Origin of the sequence: Parasphingorhabdus sp. (genome assembly GCF_965233695.1) — a bacterium.
Classification (GTDB): Bacteria; Pseudomonadota; Alphaproteobacteria; order Sphingomonadales; family Sphingomonadaceae; genus Parasphingorhabdus.
Window position 1 is genome coordinate 1,917,737 of record NZ_OZ247497.1, and the last position, 26,932, is coordinate 1,944,668.

A 26,932-nucleotide genomic window follows, 5' to 3' on the forward strand; every position below is an offset into this window, starting at 1 on the left:
TGTGGCATCCCCGACCCCCCTTTTACTACGTTAGCCGCGCCGCTACGCGTTGGGCGATTTTCCAAGTGTTCCCTTTGAAAACAAGTCTCTCGGGAAGGCGATTAGCGAATAGCCTCATTCCACCCGTTCCAAGGGAGCCATTCCCAATGCAGATCGGAAGTTGTTGTGGAAGTGATGGAGCGGGGCCTCGTTGCGTCCGAATATGGAATGAGACAGAAGACCTGACTGGGCGGTCTTCTGCTGGTGCTCACCCATCACATAATCTTCTTCTTCAACGGTGCTCGAGAAAACCTCCAAAACAGCATCCGGAGTCAAAGGCTTACCCAGCCTATCACTATCATAGACGGTTTCAGCAGTAATTTTCAAATCATCAGCGAGGGCATCCATCTTTTCGATATATTCTGGGTCGAAATAGATGTTGATGCGTGTGACTGACCGTCCAGGATTCTCCTTGTCCGGATAAATCCTCACCAAGGTTACTCGGTTGTCGTCGACGACCAGCTGAATGTTGGGAAAAAGATAATAGATAACCAAAGCCGCCTCTAGGAGCTGCCATTCCGATTCTGGCTGATCGCGCAGCACATCTATGGATTTTCTGGCCGTCACAAAACGGTGGTTTTGCCCCATCTCTTCATAGGCCAAATTGCTGCCGTAGAAGGTTTGTCCGAGCGTATCCTTATGCAGCTTTGCAAAGTGATAGGTCTCTCCGAACGTATCATTTGCGAGCTTCCAATTGAGCCGCATATCGATGGTCTTGTCCGCTGCGAAACTCAGGCGAGCTATGTTATGGGATGCCAATTCGTCCGCAAGTGGCCCCAATAGCTCATCAATATTGAGCTTCCCATCGGGCTGCGGATGGACCCAAAGCAAGCCGTCTCTTTCAATCGTCGGCAAGGCAACCAGACCGTGACAGGCTTTGTCTATCGCGCCGAAATGATCCATTTCCGGAACCGCCAGCAAGTCGCCCTTTGGCGAAAAGCTCCAGCTATGAAATGGACATACGAACACTGGGCGCTTGCCCCTCTGTTCATTAGCAACTCTCGCTCCGCGATGAGGACAAGCATTGAGAAAAGCATGAAATTCCCCCTGCTTGTCGCGCGTTGCCAGAACGGGAATGCCGAAGTCATCAATGGTAAAAAAGCTGCCGGGTTCAGGCAAGTCACCTGACAGTCCGATAAGCTGCGGATGTTCGCGGAAAAAACTGGTCCATTCCTTGTCTGCCAGTTCCGGGCAGGCGTAGGAATTTGTCGGCATGCGGTACTGCACCCCGGCGTCCACATTCTCGTCCTCGTCTAGCTGACGCAGCAATTCCTTTGCGATGCTTACTTGCAGATCGTGGTGCATATCTGGTTCCTCTCGAAAGTGGACATTGCCCGTCAGAGCAACGAAAGCGGTAATCTACCGCACCGTTGAGTGCGGTAGATTATGTTCGTTCAAACCGTTACTTGGTCCACTGCCCGGTTCCGGTCGCGGTTCCGCCGCTGCCGTCCATGTTGAATTTGAAATGCTGGGTAATCAGTCCCTGGCGACCTTTCACCGCGCCGGTCTTTCCTGCAACACGGCCGTTGCAGGTCATTTCGCCGCTACCTTCAGCGCCTTTCATGCAACCCATTATGATACCCAACTCGCCATTATCTGATTTTGACGTGCAGGTAACATGGCGATCAAATATCGCGCCCGACGGTTGAGCCATGCCAACACAGATACTGCTACTCGTGGATTTGCCGCTGCCTTCGGTATTGATGATTGAAGTTGATGTCCAATAGGCACCTCCCCCGACGTTGTCTGGGCCTATGCCGCCAACGAGTGTGGGCGACCCAAGTTTCGATTCAAACGTCACGTTCTGCGCCTGTGCCGCCGTCGCACCCAGTGCCAGTGCCACCAGAGCAGAAATTCCTGTAAGTGCTTTTTTCATGTCATCCTCCTTCATTGTTAACGTCTTTCTTGTGGAGAACCATTTCGGGCGCGTCCTGTAGGAGAGATGATTTTAGTATTAGGGAAATATTATGTCTCTGAATTAAATGAATAAATTTACGCTCATCAGGCTGATTCTGTGAGATTCATCCTGATTGTGCTTCTTCTAAACTTGTGTAAAATGCGGGTGAAAGGTCGCACTTTCTCATCGGGCGGGGGGCCGAACTATGGGGCGCTTTGCGCTAGATTTATCTACTGGCTTTCAACTGGGTGATTTTCAGGTCATTCCGGATCGGAATACTGTCAAATGTGCAAAACAGTCGATCCATCTCGAACCCAAAATCATGGATGTATGCCTGATGCTGGCGACGAGATGCGGCGACGTCGTGCTTCGTGATGAGATGATCGACGAAGTCTGGGGTGCGAAATTTGGTTCCGATGAAGGCGTGACACGGGCCATTCATGTTTTGCGAAAGACCTTCACCCAACCTGAGTCTGATGGCGTGGTGATTGAAACAATTCCCAAACGCGGATACCGGCTGGTGGCTGCGATAGCGGACTTACCCAATAAGCAGCACGATCCCAATATGCCACCTGCTTCAGCCGGAAAATCAGACATAATATTGGCGGTGCTGCCGTTCGACAATCTGTCCAGCGATGAAGAAATGACGTTTTTCTCCGACGGCGTGTCGGAAGAAATACTGGGCCGTATCGTGCGCGGGTCCGATATCACGGTGATTGGCCGCACCTCCAGTTTTCAGTATCGCGGCGCAGACAAGGCAAAAGCTTACAGGGTTCTGGGTGCAACCCATATTCTTGACGGGTCAATCCGCCGGTCGGGCGACAAAATACGCATTTCCGCACATCTGCTGGAAACCGATACGCAAGCCGGTATCTGGTCGGACCAGTATGACCGGAACATCGCAGATATATTCGCCGTTCAGGACGAGATTTCCGAGGCTATTGCCAGCGCCATGGATAAGACATTCTCTGCCAAGCCCGTACAGGCCATAGCGCCTGCGATATATGATCGATATTTGCGCGCACGTGCGGATGGATCGGACGTTAAATCTGACGATATGCAGCGCACATTGATGATGCTGGAATCTGTCACTCACGATGCGCCTGATTTTGCGCCAGGCTGGGCGGCGCTCGGGGAGGCTTTGGTGATACTCTTGCTCTCGCGCCCCCATGATGATCGCGATTTGATACGCAAACGTGCGCAAGATGCCATTGCGCGTTGCCTTGCGCTGGATCCCGGATCGACCCAGACCATTCTTTGGCAATGGTATCTGCTGCCGCCCTTCGGACAATTTCTTGAACAGCAACGTCTTATGGATCGCCTCGCCAATTCGAGCGGTCTCAGCGGTGCTGCGCGGTTCCTTCTCTCCTTTCATCTACAACAAGTTGGGCGCACATCCGAAGCCCTGCGCGTCGGCGAAGAAAGCAGCACGCTCCTCCCCGGCGACATCGATATTGATCTTATTCTAGCCATTACGACTTGGTACGCTGGCAATTTTGAGCGTGGCCGAATGTTGATGGAAAGCATGCTCGAACGCTCTCCGGACAATCATCATATCGCGCATTTTCTGATCTTGGCATGCGTCCATGATCAGGATTGGGATGCCGCAAATCAGCTGATCTCACCGGATCGATTGGCACAACATCCCTTGCGTGAATACATACTAACCACGCATCTTGTCAGGCGCATGCAGTACCGGAATAGCGACGATATCTGGGCTGCTTTCAACAAGCTAGCACAGCCAGCGAAATTGACCGGTCATGTTGATGCGGCATGGCTCGAATACTCTGCTCATCTGGGGTTGGTTGATCCCGTCTACGATCTTATCGATCAGGTCAAACTGGGTCCAGCCGGAGCCAGTGAAGACCATATTGGGTTTAGTGCCTATCGGACGGGCGGCATGTTTGCTGCCGCCACTCCGGAGATGCGTAACGACACCCGCTTTGTGAAACTCTGCGCTCGCTATGGGTTGGTCGAATATTGGCTCGAACTGCAAAAATGGCCCGATTGCGCCGACCAAGTCCCCTATGACTTCCGCGCCGAGTGTGAGAAATATCGTGACTATCCCAAGGACGAATATTTCGCATAATCGCGGCCTCCGAGACACTCGTCCTTCGCAATCGCAGGCCGTCATTGCAACATAGCTGTTTAAATAGGAATCAATGTTCGAGATATCGGATTGCGCTTCGGCCAGCCGAAATTCTTTGGGGGGAATATGATCCCGGTTATTTCTTTTTCTGAACCCAAATAACTATTGTTCCAACGATGTTTTGGAGCTGTTTGAAATGTCCAGTTTAGCTTGTTTGACATCAGAAAGCAGACCTTCCGCTACCCACCCAAGATTGGTCATTCGCGCTGATCAGATGGAAAACAAAAGCGGCTGGTCGGCAACCGCCCCTGTGTGGACGGCTCTCCGTTGGTGAGGGTTTGACTGGTGCGTCTGCATTGCTGGTTGGAGCGGCCATGTGTCCGACCTGTGTATGCGGCACATATTGCCGCTGGCCCTAATGCCATTCGCGCGAAGCGGGTCCCGATCAATTGCACGCACTCGATGTGCTGGGGCGGTCTGGGTTTTCCCGTTTCGGCGGTTTCAACCGGCTTTTTGCATCAACTCCTGTCGCTCCTTTCCAACCTCTTTAGCGCGCTCTACTCAGCGCTGCTTATATCATGCTGCAACCGGATTGCGATAGTGTTCTCCGCTCATCATCATGGCCCAGATCGTGCGCGCGTTCCTGTTCGCAAGCGCTACAGCTGCGACCTTGGCCTTTCGGCGCGCCAGAAGCTGCGAAAGCCAGGGATGCTTGTCGGCATAACGGAGGGCCTGACGGATGACGGCCATTGCTCCCACGATCAGCATCTGCCGCAGATAGCGATTACCTGCCTTGGAGATTCCTCCAAGCTGAATAATCCCTCCGCTCGAGTTCTGACGCGGAACAAGACCGATCCAAGCAGCAAGGTTCCTGCCCGATTTGAAGACGGCAGGGTCAGTGATCGTTGCAACAAAGGCGCTGGCCAGTAATGGCCCCACTCCCGGGATCTCCATCAGGCGGCGGCCCACGTCCGTTTCGCGGGCCTGCGCCAATATGCGCCGATCATTCTCCAATATCTGTTCCTTGACCATCCGCAGCTGGCTCACCAGCATCTCCAGGCAGAGCCGGGCATCGGCAGGAAGGCGCAAGTCATCAGGGTCTGCGATAACATCCAACAATCGTTCCAGGCCATTGCGGCCAGCAGGAGCGATAATACCAAACTCGGCCAGATGAGCCCGCATCGCATTCGAGAGCTGTGTCCTCTGACGGTTTAAGATCAGACGCACGCGGTGCAACATCATCGCGCTCTGCTGCTCGGGTGTCTTGATGCCGACAAACCGCATGGTCGGGCGCGTCACCGCCTCGCAAATCGCCTCGGCATCCGCTGCATCATTCTTGCCGCGCTTCACATAGGGTTTAACATACTGGGCGGGCATCAGCTTCACCTCATGACCCAAAGCCACCAGTTCACGCGCCCAGAAATGCGACGAGGAGCACGCCTCGATGCCAATCAGGCAAGGCGGCAATCCGGCAAAGAACTTCAACAAGCGACCGCGCGTCAGGCGCCGACGAACGACAGCCTCACCCTGCGCATCCACACCGTGAACCTGAAAAACAGACTTCGCAATATCCAGACCAATAATCGTAACCGTTCCCATGACTCCTCTCCTTTCCAAATTGCCCCGCACCCAATAATGCAGGGTAGATGGAGAGCCGTCCACGTCATCAATTGCAGTCATTCCCACTGGGCAAATCCTATGTCCGCTTTGCGCCCGATTGTCGTCATTCCCAAGGCCGACGCTCGTTTCCGGAGCCTGTCATTGCCTGAACTCGATGCAGTCTCGCCATAATGACCACATCTGGGTGGCGAGTGGTCGTCATGATAAGCCGTTTGGAATGTCTGCTTTGTCCAAAAAGTGGGCCTCAGGCTGAGCCATCCTCATTGAAACATTGTGTCGACGATGGCGCAGTCCGGCACTTCTCCGCCATCACATTTCTGCGCCATGTCCGACAGTGTTTGCTCCAACCGTTTCAAGTCGGATATTTTTCGTTGAATGCTGGCAATATGATCGTTGGTTACGGCCAGCACTTCGCCGCACGTATATTCGTGGGAATCGACCAAACTGAGCAGCCCTCTCAGTTCAGCGATTGAGAAACCGAGTTCCCGCGCTCGCAAAATGAAGCGTAGCCTAGCCTGATCGTCGAGCGAATAGACTCTGTGACCACTGCTAGTGCGATCAACGGCGCGTAACAGCTCGATATTTTCGTAATATCGTATCGTTTCGATGTTGCAGCCGGCGATTTTGGCCAGTTTTCCGCGCTTGACAGATGGTTGCATAAAAAGTCCTTGTTCCTGTAGTTACTACAGAGAGTATAGTTGTTTCCATCGAAGATCAATTGCAATGAAAGATAACATTTTGCCAGAGACTGTTCAGATAGAAATGCCCGATCAACCGCCGGACAAACGTAGCTGGTGGGCTGTTGGCGGCATCGCCGGGGCCATATTGGCATCGTCCTGCTGTATTGCACCGCTCGTCCTTGTTACACTTGGCGTAAGCGGCGCATGGATTGGCAATCTTACCGCGCTCGAACCCTATAAGTGGTATTTTGTGGCCGTAACCCTCGGATTTTTGGCGGCCGGTTTCTGGCATGTATATTTCCGCGCAAAACCTGCCTGCAAAGACGGGTCCTATTGTGCCCGACCACAATCATCAATCATCACAAAAACCGCCCTTTGGGTGGGAACATTACTCATCGCTCTATCCATCACAATCGATTGGTGGGCACCATTTTTCTACTAGGAGATAATTTATGAAACGCGCTTATATTATATTTTCAGTCGTTGTAGCTCTTGGAGCAGGCGGACTAGGAGCAATGGCATTGTTTCCAACTTCTGGCACACAGGCCGTTGCAGAGGCGGCATCCCAGAGTGCACTGAAAACCGAAACATTCAATATAGAAAAGATGACCTGTGCGACCTGTCCGATCACGGTCAAGAAGGCCATGGGCAAGGTTAGCGGCGTGTCTTCTGTCGATGTTGATTTTCAATCAAAAACCGCAAAAGTGACGTTTGATCCAAAGCGCACCAATGAATCGGCCATTGCCTCTGCATCGACAAATGCGGGTTACCCAGCGAAAATCGCCGCCGCACAGTAAGATTGTTTAGATCCTAACCAAAGAAATGAATTAATATGAACGACTATTGCGCGTCAGATAATGGCGGACGCTACGACCTTGCTGTCGTGGGTGCCGGGTCAGCGGGCTTTTCGGCTGCGATTACAGCAGCGGGAAGCGGAGCAAAGGTTGCCTTAATAGGTCACGGCGCGATTGGCGGCACCTGCGTCAATGTCGGGTGCGTTCCATCCAAAGCGATGATACGCGCCGCAGAGGCTATTCATGGTGCCAAATCAGCAAGTCGCTTTCCCGGAATCGCGGGGGATGCCCGAGTAGAAAACTGGGCACAGCTCGTAACGTCGAAAGATGATCTCGTTGATGGATTGCGGCAAAAGAAATATGCCGATCTGTTACCCGAATATGAGAACATCGATTATTTCGATGAAGGGCCAGCTCGCATCGTCGAGGGCGGAGTTCGAATTGGCGAACGCTTGATACAGGCACCAAAGATCATTGTCGCGACGGGTGGTCGTCCTTCTCTCCCTCCCATCAAAGGGATTGACGAGGTTTCAACCCTCGACAGCACCGAATTACTCGATTTGCAAATATTGCCCAAGAGCCTGATTTTCATTGGCGGCGGCTATATCGGATCAGAACTGGCCTTGATGATGGCGAGGATGGGCGTCGATGTCACGATCATTTGCCGTTCACGTCTGTTGCCGGGTGCCGAGCCAGAAATCTCGGATGCACTGACTGAATCTTTCCGCGCCGAAGATATCACCATATATTGCGGAAGCACCTACGATGCTTGTCGGCAAGATGCGTCTGGCGTCACGATTTGTATCGAGCATGAAGGCGAACGGCGTGAACTCACCGCCGACGCTCTAGCTGTGATGACAGGCCGGACACCGAATACAGAAGGGTTGAGTCTCGAAGACGTCAGCGTTGCGCTTGATAAGCGCGGTGCGATTGTTGTTGGTGACAACATGCAAACGTCCAACCCAGATATATATGCGGCAGGTGATGTGACCAACCGCGATCAATTTGTTTATATGGCCGCTTATGGTGCCAAGCTTGCTGCCTTGAATGCGGTAGCTATGGGGTCGGAATCATATGATAATTCGGCCATGCCGTGGGTTGTCTTTACCGATCCACAGATTGCAGGGGTGGGTTTGAGTGAAGCCGAAGCACGGGAAGCGGGATTTGACGTTAAGACATCTGTAGTCCCGTTGGATCAGGTGCCGCGGGCATTGGCGGCTCGCGATACGAGAGGCCTAATTAAGCTAGTGGCCGACAGAAAAACCGACAAATTGCTGGGTGGTCAGATTATGGCTCCCGAGGGTTCGGACAGCATCCAGACGCTGGTAATGGCCCTGAAATTCGGGATGACGGCAAAAGCGCTTGGGGAAACAATATTCCCCTATCTTACCACCGTCGAAGGATTAAAGTTAGCTGCCCAGACATTCGACAAAGATATTACCAAGCTCTCCTGCTGCGCGGGATAGTTCTGGCAGGACGTGGATAAAGGACTAGCATATGAAAACTGATATTGAGACAGAAAGCGCGGCCAATGTTGCTTCTAATACCGGGAGTGGCGCGGGCGCAATCGGTGCCATTGTCGCAGCAATGGGTTGCGCAAACTGTTTTCCGGCCATTGCCGCCCTTGGGGCTTCGCTGGGCCTGGGATGGTTGGACCATTATGAAGGTCTAATTATCACCCGGCTATTGCCAATTTTTGTCGTCATTGCCCTGATTGCCAATCTTTATTTGTTCAATCGCCACCGCATCATTTGGCGCGGGATATTGAGCCTGATTGGGCCAGTTTTGGTATTGGCAAAATTCTACCTATTCTGGTCGGCAGGCTGGAGCAATGCCGTATTCTATGTTGGGTTGGCATTCATGATTGGGTCCTCAATTTTCGACATCGTATCACCTCCGTTAAGGCGATGCCCTGTTCCCAAGGCTACGGCATAAGAAATATGAAACGCGATAGGAAGCCAAGCGTAATGAACGTTAAAATTTGTCCCACCTGCGGCTGCTCTTTGGTGCGGCTTGGAATTACCGACGACCATGCGGCACAGGCCATCTATAATGAGATCGTGTATTTCTTCTGTTGCCAGGGTTGCGCCGATATTTTCCAGAAACATCCAAAGCGCTTTGTCGAAGAGGTTAGGGATATCCATGTCTGTCCTGCGTGTCTCGCTGAAAAGCCGACCGCTTACACGGTTCCTGTGCTCCACAACGGGCAGGAAATTCGTTTCTGTCGCTGCCCCCATTGCGCAGAGGTTTTTGCAAAAGATCCAGACTTCTATCTTGATCGCTTGAGCGGAAAAACCGATTTCAAGGGTCTGTTTGATAGGCCAGACGCGGCGTGCTGTTAGGGTCATGCCTTACAAAGGAGTGTGAGGCGATGAAACGAGCGCGATCTGTTTTCACGTCAAGCATATATCGCAGAAGTGCGATGGCGAATCGAAACAAAGTCCTCCGAGACTTAGATGCCAAATTTCAGCGTTTACCCTCTTGACCTCATCTTCCCTGAGGGCATCTCCATCAATCGTCGCGGAACCCGCAGCCGCTCCACCCGTTAGTCCTAATATCACTTATCAAGGAACCAATCATGACCCAGTCTTTCGATCTCATCGTCATCGGCGTCGGTATGGCGGCAGTCAACGCGGCCAACAAATGCGCCTCGTCGGGCTGGTCCGTCGCAGTTGTGGATGAACTCCCCTATGGCGGCACATGCGCGCTTAGGGGATGTGACCCCAAGAAGATGCTGAGGCGCGGCGCAGAAATAATCGACGCTGCGTCCTTGATGAACGGCAAGGGCATTGAACCCGGCAACTTGGCCATCAACTGGTCGGACCTGATGGCGTTCAAGCGGACATTCACTGATAAAATGCCACCGAAAATTGAATCCGGCCTTGATAAAAATGGTGTGACAACACTGCACGGCAGCGCAAAATTTATCGGTAAGAACATAATCGCGGTTGACGGTAAAACACGGCTGCAAGCGAAGAAGATACTGATTGCAACCGGTGCAAAGCCACGGAAAATTGACGTGCCCGGGGCGCAGTATCTCATCGATAGCACGGAATTTCTGGAATTAGAGAGCCTTCCGAAAAAAATCCTGTTTGTTGGTGGCGGCTTCATCTCTTTTGAGTTCGCTCATATCGCGGCGCGCGCGGGCAGCGACGTGCACATTATTGATCGTGGCGAGCGTCCGCTCAAGGGCTTTGATCCCGACCTTGTCGACAAATTGCTCGAGCGAAGCAAAGAGGTAGGAATTGAGGTCGTTCAGAAGACCAATCTCATCTCCATCGCCCAAGAAGATAGCGGCTATTCGGTGACTCTCGACGTCGACGGTAAAACCCAAAAATATTCAGCTGATTTGATCGTGCATGGCGCGGGGCGCGTTCCTGCGATCGATGGTCTTGATCTGGGCAAGGCAGGCGTCGAATCCAATGCCCACGGAGTCAAAGTGAACGAATTTCTGCAAAGTATCTCCAATCCGTCAATCTATGCAGCGGGGGATGCAGCGGACACCAAAGGTGCGCCGCTCACGCCGGTGGCCGTGTTTGAAGGCAAGGTGGCTGCGTCAAATATGCTGAAAGGCAATCATGCCAAACCAGACTATGAAGGCGTGCCAACGGTCGTGTTTACGATACCCGAATTGGCGCGGGTGGGAATGCTGGAAGAAGAAGCAAAAGCTGCGGGTTACAAGCTGCGTATTGCCACAAACGACACAAGCGGTTGGTATTCCAATCTTCGCGTAGGAGAGACTTGCGCCGCGACCAAGGTGATTATCGATGATGAAACCGATAAAATATTGGGCGCGCATTTACTGGGGCCGGAATATGCCGAAATCATCAATTTTTTTAGTCTTGCGATGCGCCTTGATTTGACCACGAGCGACCTGAAAAAAATGGTCAGCGCCTATCCGTCAGTTGGTTCTGATGTTGGCTCGATGTTGTGAGGTAAACTGCTATAACTTTGAAGATCGCAATTAGATCGTTGGAGGCCTTTAAAGCAAACAAACCGATGATGTCTGCTTTCGCAGAACCGAACATTGGAAGCCGCCAGTCCGCAATCGGCCCAAAAACGGTCATACAGATCGCTCTTCGTGGATGACCGCTTTCCACCCAGTTTCGGTCATTAGAATTGATTGGATGGAACATAATAGGCTGTCATTCCGCATCCGCCCCAATTGCAGTCGTTTAGTGACCAGAATGTGCTGCGCGAAAGCTATCATAAAGCTGCCGAGAGTCCCTTGTATTTAATTGGGTCGCTAAAGATTACTTCTGATTCCGCAGGGCAGCTTCAGCCAGTTCGAGTTCTTGCTCTCCGGGCAGCTTGGGAATCGCCATCCAGAATTGGGGTTCGCCCTCAATAGGACCACGTGGCGCGAATGGATCGGATAGCGCATGATCTGCAAGATTGAGGTCGAGCAACGCGGGTCTCTCCTCATTTAGAACCACCAAAAGAAGCCCACACACTCCACTATATGCGTTCATAGCACTATACTCAGACGGCAATTTTCCTTCGTGCGACAAATCATTTCGTGCTTTCCTTGCGTCACTAAGAAATCTGAAAGTGGGCAGATTCAAAGCTTCTTTCTGGAAAAGCATCTCTAGACGCGCGGATGCCGTCCAAGTTCTGGTATCTGATAGTTGAGCACGTCGAGATGCGGTTTTGTCTTGCGCGATTGTTGGCCTAACAATTTCTCGTTTCCATAGGTGTGACGTCAACTGCTCGACAACGATCCATAAATTTGCGAGTGCCGATCCCCAGTCCCTTCGGGCTATTCCGGTCACACCTCTAAGCAAATACTCTCCCTTAAGCTCATCAATTCGCTTCAAAACGCCGAGGCCCAAACGCATTGCCTCTTGCAATAATTCAAGTTTAACTGTGCGAGGTTGATAAAGCTGTATTGCTTCTAGAGGGCTGGCTTTTCCGTATCGAATTTGCTCATGAAATCGATTGGATGCAGCTTTTCCATACCGGTGGCTACGCACGTACTTCCAGTCGAGGATGGAGCCCATATCTAGACCGTCGACACTAATTGCCTCGCAATATAATCCCCCTAAAAGCAAAGCTGACAATGTATGGTTAAAAAATTCGACGATGGCTTGATCAGAGCAAAGCTCTGGAATTGGCGGCAATGCGATAGCGCCATCCCTTGCCACAACAAGGTGGTACGGAGCATCAAGCCCAACATCTATTCCACCAGCGATTTCATGAAGTGCCGAATAATCCCATGTGCGATTGTTTATCTGCTCTATACTAGCATTCCATGGTTCAAGAGATGTCGCATCGACCAGCCGAAAAGGCTGCAGGTATGTAGCTAGACAAGGAACCCTTCGCCGAGAAATTTCCTCTTTGTCAGGCGGTTTGTTTACAGTGGTGTCCATGTCGCATGATTAGCGTATCGTTCAATACCACCCAAGTCCTAGTTTATCTGAATTTGAATACGACTTCACATTTCCGGTCATTGGCGCCAAAAGCCGCCATTCGGCACTCCACCCAATACTTGCCGTCCGACTGAATAATTTTAAGTTACCGCTGAGACAATTTGATTGTACTCTCAGCATCGATTCCAGAATTCCGAATGGCCATCCAAAAAACCACAATCGCGATGTGTTTCAAGAAACCAATCGATAGCTGGCAATAGTCCAAAAAGCACATCCCCTTTCATGACATAAACCAGCCCCTGTCCGGATGGTGCCTGGACAGCAACCCGCGCATCTACAGGGCCGTGTTGCACCGCTACGCGCTGCTGCCCGCACCACCCCTTCGAGCGAGGTTTCCCTCATTGTCAGTCGGTGCTCTCCAGACCCCATCCGGACCTTTCGGGGCTTAGTCAAAGGGATGGTCCCTTGGACGAACAAATTAGCTTCGAAAGGTATTATCAAATGAAAAACACAGTCACACTCGTCGGCTTTGTAGGCAACGATCCAGAGGTTCGCGAAACTAAGTCAGATGCAACAATTACTAACATCTCTTTGGCAACAACCCGCAATTTCAAAGACAGCGAAGGTCAACGCCAGCAAGACACCGAATGGCACCGCATTACCTGTTTCAATGGTATTGGAAAATGCGTCGCAGAACATGTCACCAAGGGTGCCATGATAATGGTGACTGGACGTATCCATTATACCAAGTGGACAGACGACAAGAACGTCACTCGTTACGGCTGTGAGATCATCGCTGAGCAGGTTGATTTTCTCTCCAAAGCGAAAACAAAATCTGCTGATAATCGCAACTGACATTGCAACTTTACGAGGCTCGGTAGCATCCGCTACCGGGCCTTTCTTTTTACCGCAATTCTAACTTCTATTTGGCGATAGGGTATGTGCCAGTTTGCACTTTCAATGCGATCACAACCGCACCAACTGACCTTTCAATCCAGCAGAAAATCGACAAAAACTGCTCAGCAGTTTTCGGCTTTTGCATGCTATTTGGTTGCCAAACGGCCTTTTTGGACCTTTTCTCTCTTAATCCCAGAAAGGCCCATTTTATACTTTTGAAGGAAAGTTGTTTTAAATCAGTTATTTAAGGGCCGAGAAACGAGACTGGATCAGGTCTGCCGAGCTGGGAACTTGACTGCACACCGTACGCATCGCTGATGCAGAAAGATATTTTTTACCAGTATCTTGCTCGAATTCGATCCTCAAAAGCGAGGAGCAGATTGATGGACCGAAATGGCCATGTGTTACCGCAAAAATCAAGCCCGAATCATGCGCTTTCCGCAGTGCCGCGTGAGCGCCAGGATGAGGGTGAACAGAGCATCCAGCGTGTGAGGCTAAACGGCAATATCGCCCGGCGCAGGCCTGGCAAGCGGATGATTGAATATTGGGATAGCGAGCTGCCCGGCTTCGGTCTGCGCGTGCATCCCTCGGGCCGCCGAACCTGGTTCGTGATGTTTCGCCAGCGCGGCAAACAGCGCCGCACCTCGCTTGGAACGACTGGGCAGAATACGGCGATTGAGGCGCGTCGACTTGCGCGGGAAAAACTGGCGGAAGTGGCCCTCGATGGCCTGCCTTCGCGCAAGACCACGAAGTCTCGCGCGAAGGAAGCTCCCCTAATGCGAGAATACGCTGAGCGTTTCTGGTCTGACTATGCGCACCACTGGAAACCGAGCACGCGCCAGCGGAACCGCACCGGGATCGATCGGGACATCCTCCCAACCTTCGGTGATCGCCGTGTCGACGAAATCACCAAGGCCGATGTTTCGTTCTGGCGCGATGGCTTCGCCGAGCGCACAGGTGCCTTCAACCGGACCATCCCGATCCTTTCGGTGATGATGGGCTATGCCGAACAACTCGGATACCGCAGCCGTGGTTCGAACCCTTGCAGAGGGACGCCGCGCTACAAACGCAAGCGAAAGGAACGCTTCCTATCTGCCCGTGAATACGGCCAACTCTCGACCGCGTTGAACCATTTTGAAGCCGAACACTCGGCTGTCGTCGCTGCGATACGACTTTTGATCTACACGGGCGCGCGCTGCGGAGAGGTCGAGAACTTGCGTTGGGAATGGGTACAAGAACCGCGCCTGATGTTACCGGATAGTAAGAGCGGCGCGAAAATCATCTATCTCAACCGGCAGGCTGTCGAAGTGATTGCATCTATCCCGGATCGCAAGCCGAGGGGGTTGGTTTTTCCATCGGATCGTAACCCAAGCAAGCCAACTAAGTTGAGCATGTACTGGACGGAAATCCGCAATCGGGCTGCTCTGCCCGATGTCCGCTTACACGACCTCAGGCACAGCTTCGCCTCGACCGCTATCCGCGACAACATCTCGCTTATGGTGATCGGCAAGCTGCTCGGCCACGCGTTGGCCGAGACGACTTCGCGCTATGCGCATTTGTCCGATGAGGTCATCGCCGATGCTGCCGAGCGCGTGTCGGGATCGATCGCGAACCTGATCGGAGTAGGCCAATGAACGCGCTAACACTTCAGACCATCGTCACCGAAGAACTCGCCACGGCGCGTATCGGCGTTGTCGGCAAAACCAAAGGCGACAGCAAACTACGCCGAATAGTCTGGTCGAAACGACTGCCGGGTTTCGGGACGCGCTACTACGCGAGTGGACGCACGATCTACATTGTCCAGGCGGCGATGCAGGGACGGACGCGAACCGTAACGATTGGCAACGCCAAGATACTGAGCGAAGCACAGGCGATGGATGTTGCGCGGCGCGTGCTTCTGCGCGCTCAGGTCGGTCAGAACCCAGCGGAGAAGCGGAAGAAACGCCGCAAGGTCCCGCTCTACGCGGACTTTCTCGACACCTACTGGCGCAAAGTCTCGCCAACCTGGAAGACATCAACCCTGCACACGCATGGACTGTATCGGCAGAACTATCTCCAATCGGCGTTTGCGCGGTTGTTCCTCGACGAGATCGAGCAGCCCAGCGTGCAGGAGTGGTTCAACCGCGTAACAGAGATAGGAGGCCCAGGAGCGGCAAACCGGTCGTGTGAGATCCTGCGCGCTATGATGAACAAGGCCGAAGAGTGGGGCATCAAGCCAGAAGGCTCAAACCCGTGCACCTCGATCCGAATGAACAAGCGGCGCAAGTGCGAGCGGTTCCTTTCCGATCAGGAGTTTCGGCACCTTGGCGCGGCGATAGACAAACACCGCAAATCGAGACCGGTTCATTGCGCGGCATTGCAGCTCTTGATCCTGACTGGATGTCGACGATCCGAAATCACCGGCTTGACCTGGAGCGAGGTCAAGGGCCGCCGCTTGCTCTTGACCGACAGCAAAACCGGTCCGCGTACCGTCTGGCTGGGCGAAGCCGCGTGGACCGTGATCAAATGCCTTCCACGTCACAAGCGCCGCCCGGAAGTGTTCTTCAATCCGAAAACGCGAAAGAGCGTTGATCTGACTTGCCTTTGGAGAGACGTTCGCGAAGAGGCGGGTCTGCATGGTGTGCGACTGCACGATCTGCGCCACAGCTTCGCGAGCCACGCCGCCGCCCGCTCGGAAACACTTCCGATGATCGGCAAGTTGTTGGGTCACAGGCACGTGACCACTACCGCGCGCTACGCTCATCTGGATGACGGACCGGTCATTGAGGCCGGGCAGCGCATCGGCGACCTGATCGAAGAAATGATGGGTAGTCCGGAGACGTTCTTTGATTGGGCTAGAGCCTAAACATTGCGGTTCTGGTCGATAAGTATGAGTCAGAAGTCATCAATAAGTATGAAAACGTAGGTCACGGCGTTGTAATTTACGGACCGTTAACCCTACCGGGCTATATCAACCTACATAGCTGCGGATCGAGGAACGATTAAGCAATCCGACCCGGCTGATTTGGTCGCGAATGATAGGGGCAAGAACATGGGAAGCTGTTGTGACCACCTGTTTATGAGCAGGTTGGGTAGAACTCTGCTGATTGTTGTAGTGGCATTACTGACGCCTTCTATTGTGTCGGCGCAGAACTTTACGGTTGTGTCGGTTCCTGATCCATATACTGCAATCTATACTGATGGTTCTGGACGGACGATCACGGTTCGCGGCGAGCCACAAAATACGAGTTGCTTCGCTTTTGATGCCACAGGCGTTGCAGATGTTTTTGCTCGGTCCAGCATCGCGGCATGCGATCGCGCTATTGAGATTCGGTTCGAGACTTCCGGATTCTTGTTCGATAGCGTGGTCTATCCAGATATTGACGATATCGACGGCACCGCGCCTCGTGATAGTTTCGCAGCGAATGTCCCTGGGACTTGGACATCTCCAACAATTGAAGTTCATTCATTTGCTAGCCCGCCGGCCTATGCTGATCAGGCATCGCGGCTGTCTTCGGCGGGTGCAGTTGGTACATTTCTCGCGAATGATGCGGGCGACAACCCGACGAACGAAACTGCAACATTTAGTCTGACCACGCCCAGTTCATCTTTTTCAATCTTTTATGATGACGTTCAGGGGGGGCGAAATGCGCGCGCTTTCTTCAACCTGAATTTTATCATCGTCCAGACTGCGCAGGGCGCAGTTGTTGCCGTCTCGGATAGCGCAAGTGGTATCGATGGGGTTTCTGGCGCTTTGGATGTCGTTAACGCTTATGACGGGGACACTTTGAACGGAGTGGCTGCCGGTCCAACGAACACGACGCTGGCAGTGGCGGCGGGATCGAGCGTTCCGGCGGGCCTAAACTTCGATACATCGACGGGACAAGTGAGCGTAAATGCAGGCACATCCGGTGGCACTTACAGTTTCGATTATGAGATCTGCGAAATCGGCTTTCCGACGAACTGCCAGATCGCAACGGTTACTGTGGATGTTACCCGGCAAACTGATCTCTCCATTACCAAGACGAACACACCAGGGGTTAATGGAGAAGTCGATCAGGCTTCCGACACTGTCGTTTCGGGTTCGACAACCACCTACACGCTTGTTGTCACTAACAACGGCCCGGACACCAGCGTTGGGGCAATTGTCACCGACACTCCTGGGACTGGCCTGTCTTGCCCAGCCGCAAATGCAGTCACGATTACTGGCAGTGGCGTTCCTCCGGGAAGCTTCACTGTGAGTGATCTTACGGGAGTGGGAATCACGCTGGGTTCTTTAGCCAACGGCGAAAGCACAACTCTTTCATTCTCGTGCACGGTGAACTGACATGAAACATTCTGCAATTCACTATAAACGCCTTCTCTTGACCACGACCGGAGCTGTCGCGATCAGCCTGCCCTCTGCCGCTTTGGCACAGGATGCGGTGAATACCGCCACGGTGGCTGTCCCAGCTGGAGCTAATGATTCCACTTCCGGCAACAACAGTGCGACGGATAGTGATACTATCTTCGCTGTTGTCGTTGCGACTGATGACAGTGCGAGCGGTGTGAACGGTGCGTCTGGCGCGACGGCGGTGGTGAATGCGTTCACTGCTGATACGATCAACGGCGTAGCGGCGAGCCCGTCGAATGCGACGCTGGCAGTGGCGGCGGGATCGAGCGTTCCAGCTGGTCTGACGTTCGACACGGCGAGCGGCAATGTTGATGTTGCTGCTGGTACGCCTGCTGGCACGTACAGCTTCGATTATGAGATCTGCGAGGCGCTGAACCCATCGAACTGCCAGACGGCGACGATCACGGTGACGGTGGATGCTGCGCCGATCGTGGCTGATCCTGACAGCGCGAGCGGTGTGAACGGCGCGAGCGGCGCGAACGGCGTTGCTGATGTGCTCGATGGCGACACGCTCAATGGTGCGCCTGCGACGCTGGCTGATGTTGACATCTCGGTGGTGACCCCGGCGACCCCGGCCAATCCTGGTGATCCGGTGCCGACGCTGAACCCGGCGACGGGTCTGGTCGATGTGCCTGCTGGCACGCCTGCTGGCACGTACACGATCACTTATGAGATCTGTGAGACACTCAACCCGACCAACTGCGCTCAGAACGATGTGACGATCACGGTCGATGCGGCCCCGATCGTTGCGACTGATGACAGTGCGAGCGGTGTGAACGGTGCGTCTGGCGCGACGGCGGTGGTGAATGCGTTCACTGCTGATACGATCAACGGCGTAGCGGCGAGCCCGTCGAATGCGACGCTGGCAGTGGCGGCGGGATCGAGCGTTCCAGCTGGTCTGACGTTCGACACGGCGAGCGGCAATGTTGATGTTGCTGCTGGTACGCCTGCTGGCACGTACAGCTTCGATTATGAGATCTGCGAGGCGCTGAACCCATCGAACTGCCAGACGGCGACGATCACGGTGACGGTGGATGCTGCGCCGATCGTGGCTGATCCTGACAGCGCGAGCGGTGTGAACGGCGCGAGCGGCGCGAACGGCGTTGCTGATGTGCTCGATGGCGACACGCTCAATGGTGCGCCTGCGACGCTGGCTGATGTTGACATCTCGGTGGTGACCCCGGCGACCCCGGCCAATCCTGGTGATCCGGTGCCGACGCTGAACCCGGCGACGGGTCTGGTCGATGTGCCTGCTGGCACGCCTGCTGGCACGTACACGATCACTTATGAGATCTGTGAGACACTCAACCCGACCAACTGCGCTCAGAACGATGTGACGATCACGGTCGATGCGGCCCCGATCGTTGCGACTGATGACAGTGCGAGCGGTGTGAACGGTGCGTCTGGCGCGACGGCGGTGGTGAATGCGTTCACTGCTGATACGATCAACGGCGTAGCGGCGAGCCCGTCGAATGCGACGCTGGCAGTGGCGGCGGGATCGAGCGTTCCAGCTGGTCTGACGTTCGACACGGCGAGCGGCAATGTTGATGTTGCTGCTGGTACGCCTGCTGGCACGTACAGCTTCGATTATGAGATCTGCGAGGCGCTGAACCCATCGAACTGCCAGACGGCGACGATCACGGTGACGGTGGATGCTGCGCCGATCGTGGCTGATCCTGACAGCGCGAGCGGTGTGAACGGCGCGAGCGGCGCGAACGGCGTTGCTGATGTGCTCGATGGCGACACGCTCAATGGTGCGCCTGCGACGCTGGCTGATGTTGACATCTCGGTGGTGACCCCGGCGACCCCGGCCAATCCTGGTGATCCGGTGCCGACGCTGAACCCGGCGACGGGTCTGGTCGATGTGCCTGCTGGCACGCCTGCTGGCACGTACACGATCACTTATGAGATCTGTGAGACACTCAACCCGACCAACTGCGCTCAGAACGATGTGACGATCACGGTCGATGCGGCCCCGATCGTTGCGACTGATGACAGTGCGAGCGGTGTGAACGGTGCGTCTGGCGCGACGGCGGTGGTGAATGCGTTCACTGCTGATACGATCAACGGCGTAGCGGCGAGCCCGTCGAATGCGACGCTGGCAGTGGCGGCGGGATCGAGCGTTCCAGCTGGTCTGACGTTCGACACGGCGAGCGGCAATGTTGATGTTGCTGCTGGTACGCCTGCTGGCACGTACAGCTTCGATTATGAGATCTGCGAGGCGCTGAACCCATCGAACTGCCAGACGGCGACGATCACGGTGACGGTGGATGCTGCGCCGATCGTGGCTGATCCTGACAGCGCGAGCGGTGTGAACGGCGCGAGCGGCGCGAACGGCGTTGCTGATGTGCTCGATGGCGACACGCTCAATGGTGCGCCTGCGACGCTGGCTGATGTTGACATCTCGGTGGTGACCCCGGCGACCCCGGCCAATCCTGGTGATCCGGTGCCGACGCTGAACCCGGCGACGGGTCTGGTCGATGTGCCTGCTGGCACGCCTGCTGGCACGTACACGATCACTTATGAGATCTGTGAGACACTCAACCCGACCAACTGCGCTCAGAACGATGTGACGATCACGGTCGATGCGGCCCCGATCGTTGCGACTGATGACAGTGCGAGCGGTGTGAACGGTGCGTCTGGCGCGACGGCGGTGGTGAATGCGTTCACTGCTGATACGATCAACGGCGTAGCGGCGAGCCCGTCGAATGCGACGCTGGCAGTGGCGGCGGGATCGAGCGTTCCAGCTGGTCTGACGTTCGACACGGCGAGCGGCAATGTTGATGTTGCTGCTGGTACGCCTGCTGGCACGTACAGCTTCGATTATGAGATCTGCGAGGCGCTGAACCCATCGAACTGCCAGACGGCGACGATCACGGTGACGGTGGATGCTGCGCCGATCGTGGCTGATCCTGACAGCGCGAGCGGTGTGAACGGCGCGAGCGGCGCGAACGGCGTTGCTGATGTGCTCGATGGCGACACGCTCAATGGTGCGCCTGCGACGCTGGCTGATGTTGACATCTCGGTGGTGACCCCGGCGACCCCGGCCAATCCTGGTGATCCGGTGCCGACGCTGAACCCGGCGACGGGTCTGGTCGATGTGCCTGCTGGCACGCCTGCTGGCACGTACACGATCACTTATGAGATCTGTGAGACACTCAACCCGACCAACTGCGCTCAGAACGATGTGACGATCACGGTCGATGCGGCCCCGATCGTTGTGGGTCCAGACACGCCGCCTGCCGTCAATGGAGCAGATGGTGCGAGCGGTATCATCAACGCGTTCGACAACGACACCATCAATGGTGCGCCTGTTGATCCTGCTGATGTCACGGCCACAATCACGTCTCCGGCGACACCAGTTACGCCTGGCGCGCCTGTTCCGACTATGGATCCTGCAACCGGGCTGGTTGACGTTCCTCCAGGAACCCCTGCTGGCACATACACGATCACCTATGAAATTTGTGAGACTTTGAATCCCACTAACTGTGCGACGAGCACGGTGGAAATCGTCGTCGAGCCACCGGAAATCGCTGCTGGTGCGGATACTCCTAACCCCGTCGCAGGCGGTATTGGAAACCCGAACGCTGTCAATGTCCTTGATAACGACACGCTCAACGGTGAGCCGGTGAATCCCAATGATGTGACATTGTCGATTATCTCAGGGCCAGGTGATCCGGGTATCGTACTCGATCCTGCGACGGGAACTGTCTCTGTGAGTGCAGACGTGCCACCAGGCACCTACGCAATTGAGTACGAGATCTGCGAGACGCTCAACCCGACCAACTGCGCAACCAGCAGTGTAACAATTGTTGTTGAGCCACCCCTTAGCTCTGTTGAAGGCACGGTATTCCTCGACGTTAATGGTGATGGTGCGCTTGATTCAAGCGATGAGCGTCGAGCGGGATGGATCGTTGAGATATTGCGTGATGGCAATGTTGTCGCGACGACAGTCACCGATGCTGAGGGTGAATACTCGTTCCAGGATTTGCTCAGTGGACCGGACTACTCGATCCGGTTCCGCAACCCTGAAAACAATGTAGTCTATGGGCTGATCGAAGATCTCGATCTTGGATCGAACACGGTCGTGGTCGATCAGAATCTCCCGATCGATCCGTCAGGCGTCATTTATGACAGCGTCGACCGGACTCCGGTTGATGGCGCAACGGCCACTCTGCTTGGACCAAATGGCATGGCGTTACCGCCAATCTGCTTCCTTGATCCTTCACAGGCAAGTCAGACAACAGGCTCGACTGGCGAGTATCGCTTTGATCTGGTGCCCGGTGCTGCGCCTCAATGCCCTACGGGCGAGACAGAGTATACGATCTCCATCACTCCACCGTCTGGGTTCAGCTTTGCATCAACCGTCCTACCACCTCAGCCTGGACCGCTTGATCCTACCGGACAGGCCAGCCCTGTACGCGTGTCGCCAGATCCAACTGCGCCGACCGAAGCTAGTCCGACGTACTTCCTGACGTTCGAGCTGGAGACCGGCGATCCGGATGTGATCAACAACCATATCCCAGTTGATCCATTCTTGTCGCGCGATCCGCTAATCGTCACGAAAACCAGCACCAAGCGTAATGTCAGTACGGGCGATCTTGTTCCTTACGAGATTACTGTCCGCAATGCTGAAGATGTTTCGCGTGCCGGCGTGACGGTGGTCGATCTTCTGCCGTCGGGTTTCAAATACGTATTGGGATCAGCGTTCGTGAACGGAACACCGACCGAACCTGAAACGGCAAACTCTGGGCGCCAGTTGGAATGGCGCAATCAAAGTATCCCGGCCAATACAACGGTGACCTATAACTTGGTGCTCACAGTGGGTGCTGGTGTAACGGAAGGTACAAAAGTCAACACCGGCTTTGGTCTTGACGGCCCTTCGGGAACCGCAATCTCAAATCGGGGTCAGGCAGCAGTTCGGATTGTTCCAAGCAGTGTATTCGATTGTTCGGAACTAATCGGCAAAGTTTACGAAGACGCCAACTACAACGGGTACCAAGACGAGGGTGAACCGGGCGTACCGGCTGTTCGCTTGGCAGCTGTGAACGGCCAACTGATCACGACTGATGAGTTCGGACGTTACCACATTGCTTGTGCTGCCGTGCCTGATGCGCGGATCGGCTCGAACTACGTGCTGAAGCTTGACACCCGCACTTTGCCACTTGGCTGGCAGCCTACAACTGACAATCCGCGCTCGATCCGTCTCACACGAGGCAAGATGGGCGAGCTCAATTTCGGGGTCGCACCCCCACGACAGGACGATGCAACAACACGAGATGGCAATCAGGGGGGAGAAGAATAATGACTAAATCACTCAATCCCCTTCAGGGCAACCTCTTCGCAAGCACAGCGGTTATCGCTCTCGCGGTCAGTGCAATTCCAGCAACCGTGGCTGCGCAAGAAGCCGCTTCGGGATCGGAAGAGGGCGTCACTGCCCAGGCTGAAACCAATCACTTTGGTGAGGATACGTACCAAATCCGTTTCCGCGCGGATACTCTGATCGTCTCGCCTGTAATGAGTGTTGGCTTGGTGGACAGTGTACGTACCGTCGTTCGCGGTGAGGAAGCGCGCTTCCAGGCCTACAACAACTATCCCTCGTTTGTGGAGCGGGCCGAAATTCGCATCTTCGTTGCCGGCGTATCGCCGGACAGCGAGCCACTGGCTTCAGTTGAGGTCAACGAGTTCGGAGCTGCCGTCTGGCAAGCTGACGATGCCAGCCCGGATGCGCTGTACTTCGTCTATCGCGTGTACGGTAAGGACGGAAAGTTCGATGAAAGCTCGGCGCATGAGTTGACGCTGCTCAATGAGCGTGTGCCTGAGCAAATCGGTGCCGAGAAGGCGCCGACCCGGCCAGAGTTCGGTCTGGTAGACGAAGCTGAGCGGCGTAACATTGCGCTTGAAGGCGTCATGGCAACCGTGACCGGCCGCGCTGATCCGATTGCGGAAACCGTGTTCGTGGGCGGGCAGGCAGTACCAGTAGCAAATGATGGTGACTTTGCTGCACAACAAATCGTCTCGCGCGAGGATGGCGAACTGGTTGTGTCCGTCATTCGCGACGGTGAAACAGTCAAGGAAGCAACACAGAGCTTTGCGATCGAACGCGACGATTGGTTTATCGTCGGTCAAGGTGACATCACATTAGGCCAAAGCTTCGGCAGTGGTCCGTCGCGCGAGGTTTCGGGTGATACGCTTGCTGATGGAAGCTACGCAATTGGGCGCGGCGCGTTTTACGCCAAAGGCGTGGTAGGTGATGATTGGCGCATCACATCTTCGCTCGATACCGGCGAAGAATTGTTAGAAGACATCTTCAGCAATCTCGATCGCAAAGACCCACGCCAGTTGTTGCGCCGACTGAACAGTGAACAATTTTACCCGACCTATGGTGATGACTCGACGCTCGTCGAAGATGCCCCGACGCAAGGGAGTTTCTACCTGCGTGTGCAGAAGGACGAGAACCAGCTCGTTTTGGGTAACTTTACGACCAATATCAATGGTGCTGAATTGGCGCAGCTTGATCGCGGCCTGTTTGGTGCGCTGATCGATCTAAACAGTTCTGAAACGACTGAGTTCGGCGAACGGGCCTTCCAAATCACTGGCTTCGCGTCTGACCCGGGCACGGTTCCTGCTCGTGAAGAATTCCGCGGCACAGGTGGTTCGCTCTACTTCCTGCAACGTCAAGACGTGTCGGTTGGCTCCGAGCGTGTTCGCATCGAGGTGCGCGACCGCGAGACCGGTATCGTGATCGAGTCGCGCGATCTCTATGCGCAGCAGGATTACGACTTCGATCCGTTCCAGGGTCGGATCACGTTGCTCACTCCGCTGGCTTCGACTGTCGCAGGCAGCGGCGTTGTGCGAGAGGGCAGCTCGACTGGCAATGTTCCCGTCCTTGTGGTTCGCTACGAATTTACGCCGACGGTAGGTAGCCTTGACGGCTATACGCTGGGCGGTCGCGCATCGGGCTGGCTCAATGACATCGTTCGCTTTGGCGTGACCGCGCAGCGCGACACAGTCGAAGATGCATCGCAAACCCTGCTCGGAGCCGACGTTTTGGTGCGGGCAACTGCGGGCACATACTTTAAAGCCGAAATCGCGCAGAGCGAGGGTCCCGGATTTGGCCAGTCAAACTCGGTTGATGGCGGTCTATCTTTCACTGATATCGTAACGCCTGGCGTTGCTGGTGTGGAAGCTAGAGCTTGGCGCAGCGAAGTTGCGATCAACGTCAACGAGCTCACCGGAAAGGCAGGCGACGGAGTGGTGCTTGGTGGCTATTTTGAGCATCAAGACCAAGGCTTCTCATCTGCGGGGCGTTTGACGCCGGCAGAGACGGAGCGCTGGGGCGTCTCTGCTGCGATGCCCTTAGCAAACGGCCAAATCGCCGCAGGCTATGAATCGCTTTCTTCCGGCAATACCGGATCGAGCGACACAGGTACGATTGATATTGAAAACGCTTTCGCATCTGGCACCGGTTCAATCACGACCAAACTGGGCTTGCGCCATGAAGAACGCACGCCGGGTCTTCTATTCAACAGCATTCAAGATGGTAGTCGTACAGATCTTGCTCTGGAGCTTGGTTATGCGCCAGGAGGCGACAACTGGTCGACCTATGCCTTTGGCCAGATGACGCTCGATCGCGATGCAACCCGCCAGCGGAATAACCGCGCCGGTGTTGGCTTAAAAGCGCAGATCACCCAGCGTATGTCGATCGCAGGCGAAATCTCTGAAGGCGATGGCGGAGCAGGTGCAGACATCCAGCTCAACCACCGGCTAAGTGAAGGTTCGGAAGCCTATGTTGGCTACAGCCTGTTTGCCGATCGCACTGACACGGGGCTCGACAGTCAGAATGTTTTCACGCGCTCCAACCGCGGTACGCTTGTTGCTGGCGCAAGGCAGCGTTTCTCTGACGCACTTTCAGTCTACGGTGAGAACCGTATCGGTGTAGGCGGAGTTGCACCGTCGCTGACGCGCAGCTTTGGGCTGACGTATGAACCGATCGAGAATCTTGCGATCACAGGCAGCTTCGAGACCGGCCGGATTGATGACGCAACAACGGGCCTGTTCCGTCGGACTGCGGCGACATTTGGCGTTGGCTACACCGAAGAAGACATCCGTCTGGGCAGTTCTTTAGAGCTGCGACGCGAGACCAGTCCTGTCGGGCTTGATCAAATCGTGTGGTTGTTGCGAAACGATGTCAGCATCGCGGTTAATCCGGATTGGCGTTTTATCGGTCGATTCAACTTGGCGGATGCCGACAACAGTAGCGCCTCGATTTCGGCTGCTGAGTTTACCGAGGTCGTTGCTGGCTTTGCTTATCGACCGGTGGATAACGAGAAGCTCAATGCTCTCGTGCGGTTCAATTACTTTGAAGATCTCGGTCCCGTTGGACAAATCACTGGCTCGGGCCAGACGCAAAGTCCCAAACAGGTCAGTCATATCGGGCTCGTTGATGTGAACTACGACGTATCACGTAAGCTTACCCTAGGGGGCAGATACGGATACCGAACGGGTAAGGTCTCGTTGGGGCGTGAAAGCGAGGAATTTGTCAGTTCAACCGCTCATCTTGCTGTCCTGCGCGCCGATTACAACGTTGTGAAGGAGTGGGACGTTCTACTCGAAGGGCGTGCTCTGTGGGTCACGGCTGCTGACGACTTGCGCGTTGGTGCGCTAGGTGCTGTCTATCGCCACCTTAACAACAACGTAAAGGTCGGCGTCGGCTATTCGCTCTCTGACTTCTCGGACGATCTTACTGATCAAAGCTACACAAGCCATGGGCCGTTCTTAAACTTCCTTGGCAAGTTCTGAGGTCACTAGCGGGAAGCGACAGGACCCGATGATCGCTTCCCGCTAGTGATGCAAGACTTCTCTACTCCGGGCAATTCAAGCTAGCGGTGGATCGCAATCAAACTCCACGGGAATTAGCACGCCAGCATTTTTGAAGTGCAAGCGATGGATAGAAAGTCTCGGGTGCTGGGGCTGCCATTCCGCAAGCGATCGCTATTCAAGCAAGCATCTTGTGAAGCTCGATTTGATGGCGCGCCAGGCAGCGAGGACGGCACGCAAAGCTAATGGTTGGCCAACCTGAATTTTTGGGATCATCGGGAGCAAAGACGTAAAAATTCGTATAATCAGGTGCACATTGTAAGTGCTTTTGGTAATAGCGCCCAGCTAACGAACG

General features: G+C 54.6%; 18 protein-coding genes. 13 read left to right on the forward strand and 5 right to left on the reverse strand.

From position 1 onward, the window contains the following. Positions 1–114: 114 nt before the first annotated feature. Positions 115–1,344 (reverse strand): aromatic ring-hydroxylating oxygenase subunit alpha, encoded by a 1,230-nt coding sequence (locus ACO6S1_RS09170; protein WP_422346004.1) that lies wholly within the window; start codon positions 1,342–1,344, stop codon positions 115–117. Between the two features lie 97 nt (positions 1,345–1,441). Continuing rightward, positions 1,442–1,915: a hypothetical protein gene (locus ACO6S1_RS09175; protein WP_422346005.1), complete on the reverse strand. Its 474-nt coding sequence runs from the start codon at positions 1,913–1,915 to the stop codon at positions 1,442–1,444. A gap of 226 nt (positions 1,916–2,141) precedes the next feature. Between ACO6S1_RS09175 and ACO6S1_RS09180 the strand changes: the two genes are divergently transcribed. Then, positions 2,142–4,025, forward strand: a complete 1,884-nt coding sequence (locus ACO6S1_RS09180) for a winged helix-turn-helix domain-containing protein (RefSeq protein WP_422346006.1) — start codon at positions 2,142–2,144, stop codon at positions 4,023–4,025. Positions 4,026–4,601: 576 nt separating this feature from the next. Here ACO6S1_RS09180 and ACO6S1_RS09185 read toward each other — a convergent pair. Continuing rightward, positions 4,602–5,624, reverse strand: a complete 1,023-nt coding sequence (locus ACO6S1_RS09185) for an IS110 family transposase (protein ID WP_422346007.1) — start codon at positions 5,622–5,624, stop codon at positions 4,602–4,604. 281 nt (positions 5,625–5,905) lie between these two features. Beyond that, positions 5,906–6,304: a MerR family transcriptional regulator gene (locus tag ACO6S1_RS09190; RefSeq protein ID WP_422343421.1), complete on the reverse strand. Its 399-nt coding sequence runs from the start codon at positions 6,302–6,304 to the stop codon at positions 5,906–5,908. 64 nt (positions 6,305–6,368) lie between these two features. On the opposite strand from ACO6S1_RS09190, the gene ACO6S1_RS09195 reads away from it, so the two are divergent. The 6 genes from ACO6S1_RS09195 to ACO6S1_RS09220 all read left to right on the forward strand — a co-directional run bounded on the left by ACO6S1_RS09195 (position 6,369) and on the right by ACO6S1_RS09220 (position 11,053). Beyond that, entirely contained in the window at positions 6,369–6,767 is a 399-nt protein-coding gene (locus ACO6S1_RS09195; RefSeq protein ID WP_422343422.1) for a mercuric transporter MerT family protein, read from the forward strand. 10 nt (positions 6,768–6,777) lie between these two features. Further along, positions 6,778–7,122 (forward strand): heavy-metal-associated domain-containing protein, encoded by a 345-nt coding sequence (locus ACO6S1_RS09200; RefSeq protein ID WP_422343423.1) that lies wholly within the window; start codon positions 6,778–6,780, stop codon positions 7,120–7,122. Between the two features lie 35 nt (positions 7,123–7,157). Beyond that, entirely contained in the window at positions 7,158–8,585 is a 1,428-nt protein-coding gene (gene merA, locus ACO6S1_RS09205; protein WP_422343424.1) for a mercury(II) reductase, read from the forward strand. 121 nt (positions 8,586–8,706) lie between these two features. Beyond that, positions 8,707–9,054, forward strand: a complete 348-nt coding sequence (locus tag ACO6S1_RS09210; RefSeq protein ID WP_422346168.1) for a MerC family mercury resistance protein — start codon at positions 8,707–8,709, stop codon at positions 9,052–9,054. Positions 9,055–9,086: 32 nt separating this feature from the next. After that, complete coding sequence (locus tag ACO6S1_RS09215) at positions 9,087–9,461, forward strand: hypothetical protein (RefSeq protein ID WP_422343425.1); 375 nt, start codon at positions 9,087–9,089, stop codon at positions 9,459–9,461. Positions 9,462–9,697: 236 nt separating this feature from the next. Then, positions 9,698–11,053 carry a dihydrolipoyl dehydrogenase family protein gene (locus ACO6S1_RS09220; RefSeq protein ID WP_422343426.1) on the forward strand — a complete coding sequence of 452 codons (1,356 nt, stop codon included), beginning with the start codon at positions 9,698–9,700 and terminating at the stop codon, positions 11,051–11,053. A 319-nt stretch (positions 11,054–11,372) separates the two neighbouring features. Here ACO6S1_RS09220 and ACO6S1_RS09225 read toward each other — a convergent pair whose 3' ends face one another. Then, on the reverse strand, positions 11,373–12,488 hold the full coding sequence (locus ACO6S1_RS09225) for a hypothetical protein (RefSeq protein ID WP_422346008.1): 1,116 nt from the start codon (positions 12,486–12,488) through the stop codon (positions 11,373–11,375). Between the two features lie 501 nt (positions 12,489–12,989). Here ACO6S1_RS09225 and ACO6S1_RS09230 point away from each other — a divergent pair. From ACO6S1_RS09230 to ACO6S1_RS09255, 6 genes are all read left to right on the forward strand, one after another. Then, a complete protein-coding gene (locus tag ACO6S1_RS09230) occupies positions 12,990–13,343 on the forward strand; it encodes a single-stranded DNA-binding protein (protein WP_422346169.1) in 354 nt (117 codons plus the stop codon). Positions 13,344–13,768: 425 nt separating this feature from the next. Then, the gene (locus ACO6S1_RS09235; protein WP_390588504.1) at positions 13,769–15,019 is read left to right on the forward strand and encodes a tyrosine-type recombinase/integrase; all 1,251 of its coding nucleotides are present in this window, start codon (positions 13,769–13,771) and stop codon (positions 15,017–15,019) included. Continuing rightward, positions 15,016–16,230, forward strand: coding sequence for a tyrosine-type recombinase/integrase (locus ACO6S1_RS09240; RefSeq protein WP_390588505.1), 1,215 nt, complete (start codon positions 15,016–15,018; stop codon positions 16,228–16,230). The genes ACO6S1_RS09235 and ACO6S1_RS09240 overlap by 4 nt, the downstream gene beginning before the upstream one ends. Positions 16,231–16,443: 213 nt before the next feature. Continuing rightward, complete coding sequence (locus tag ACO6S1_RS09245) at positions 16,444–17,691, forward strand: hypothetical protein (RefSeq protein WP_390588506.1); 1,248 nt, start codon at positions 16,444–16,446, stop codon at positions 17,689–17,691. 1 nt (position 17,692) lies between these two features. Further along, positions 17,693–23,062: an SdrD B-like domain-containing protein gene (locus tag ACO6S1_RS09250; RefSeq protein ID WP_422346009.1), complete on the forward strand. Its 5,370-nt coding sequence runs from the start codon at positions 17,693–17,695 to the stop codon at positions 23,060–23,062. Next, a complete protein-coding gene (locus ACO6S1_RS09255) occupies positions 23,062–26,559 on the forward strand; it encodes a hypothetical protein (protein WP_390588789.1) in 3,498 nt (1,165 codons plus the stop codon). Before ACO6S1_RS09250 ends, ACO6S1_RS09255 begins: the two co-directional genes overlap by 1 nt. Positions 26,560–26,932 lie beyond the last annotated feature (373 nt).

What these genes read in the sequence shown, in the direction of transcription:
- ACO6S1_RS09170 (WP_422346004.1), bottom strand. Translation starts at nt 1,344, where the DNA reads ATGCACCACGATCTGCAAGTAAGCATCGCAAAGGAATTGCTGCGTCAG.
- ACO6S1_RS09175 (WP_422346005.1), bottom strand. Translation starts at nt 1,915, where the DNA reads ATGAAAAAAGCACTTACAGGAATTTCTGCTCTGGTGGCACTGGCACTG.
- ACO6S1_RS09180 (WP_422346006.1), top strand. Translation starts at nt 2,142, where the DNA reads ATGGGGCGCTTTGCGCTAGATTTATCTACTGGCTTTCAACTGGGTGAT.
- ACO6S1_RS09185 (WP_422346007.1), bottom strand. Translation starts at nt 5,624, where the DNA reads ATGGGAACGGTTACGATTATTGGTCTGGATATTGCGAAGTCTGTTTTT.
- ACO6S1_RS09190 (WP_422343421.1), bottom strand. Translation starts at nt 6,304, where the DNA reads ATGCAACCATCTGTCAAGCGCGGAAAACTGGCCAAAATCGCCGGCTGC.
- ACO6S1_RS09195 (WP_422343422.1), top strand. Translation starts at nt 6,369, where the DNA reads ATGAAAGATAACATTTTGCCAGAGACTGTTCAGATAGAAATGCCCGAT.
- ACO6S1_RS09200 (WP_422343423.1), top strand. Translation starts at nt 6,778, where the DNA reads ATGAAACGCGCTTATATTATATTTTCAGTCGTTGTAGCTCTTGGAGCA.
- merA (WP_422343424.1), top strand. Translation starts at nt 7,158, where the DNA reads ATGAACGACTATTGCGCGTCAGATAATGGCGGACGCTACGACCTTGCT.
- ACO6S1_RS09210 (WP_422346168.1), top strand. Translation starts at nt 8,707, where the DNA reads ATGGGTTGCGCAAACTGTTTTCCGGCCATTGCCGCCCTTGGGGCTTCG.
- ACO6S1_RS09215 (WP_422343425.1), top strand. Translation starts at nt 9,087, where the DNA reads ATGAACGTTAAAATTTGTCCCACCTGCGGCTGCTCTTTGGTGCGGCTT.
- ACO6S1_RS09220 (WP_422343426.1), top strand. Translation starts at nt 9,698, where the DNA reads ATGACCCAGTCTTTCGATCTCATCGTCATCGGCGTCGGTATGGCGGCA.
- ACO6S1_RS09225 (WP_422346008.1), bottom strand. Translation starts at nt 12,488, where the DNA reads ATGGACACCACTGTAAACAAACCGCCTGACAAAGAGGAAATTTCTCGG.
- ACO6S1_RS09230 (WP_422346169.1), top strand. Translation starts at nt 12,990, where the DNA reads ATGAAAAACACAGTCACACTCGTCGGCTTTGTAGGCAACGATCCAGAG.
- ACO6S1_RS09235 (WP_390588504.1), top strand. Translation starts at nt 13,769, where the DNA reads ATGGACCGAAATGGCCATGTGTTACCGCAAAAATCAAGCCCGAATCAT.
- ACO6S1_RS09240 (WP_390588505.1), top strand. Translation starts at nt 15,016, where the DNA reads ATGAACGCGCTAACACTTCAGACCATCGTCACCGAAGAACTCGCCACG.
- ACO6S1_RS09245 (WP_390588506.1), top strand. Translation starts at nt 16,444, where the DNA reads ATGAGCAGGTTGGGTAGAACTCTGCTGATTGTTGTAGTGGCATTACTG.
- ACO6S1_RS09250 (WP_422346009.1), top strand. Translation starts at nt 17,693, where the DNA reads ATGAAACATTCTGCAATTCACTATAAACGCCTTCTCTTGACCACGACC.
- ACO6S1_RS09255 (WP_390588789.1), top strand. Translation starts at nt 23,062, where the DNA reads ATGACTAAATCACTCAATCCCCTTCAGGGCAACCTCTTCGCAAGCACA.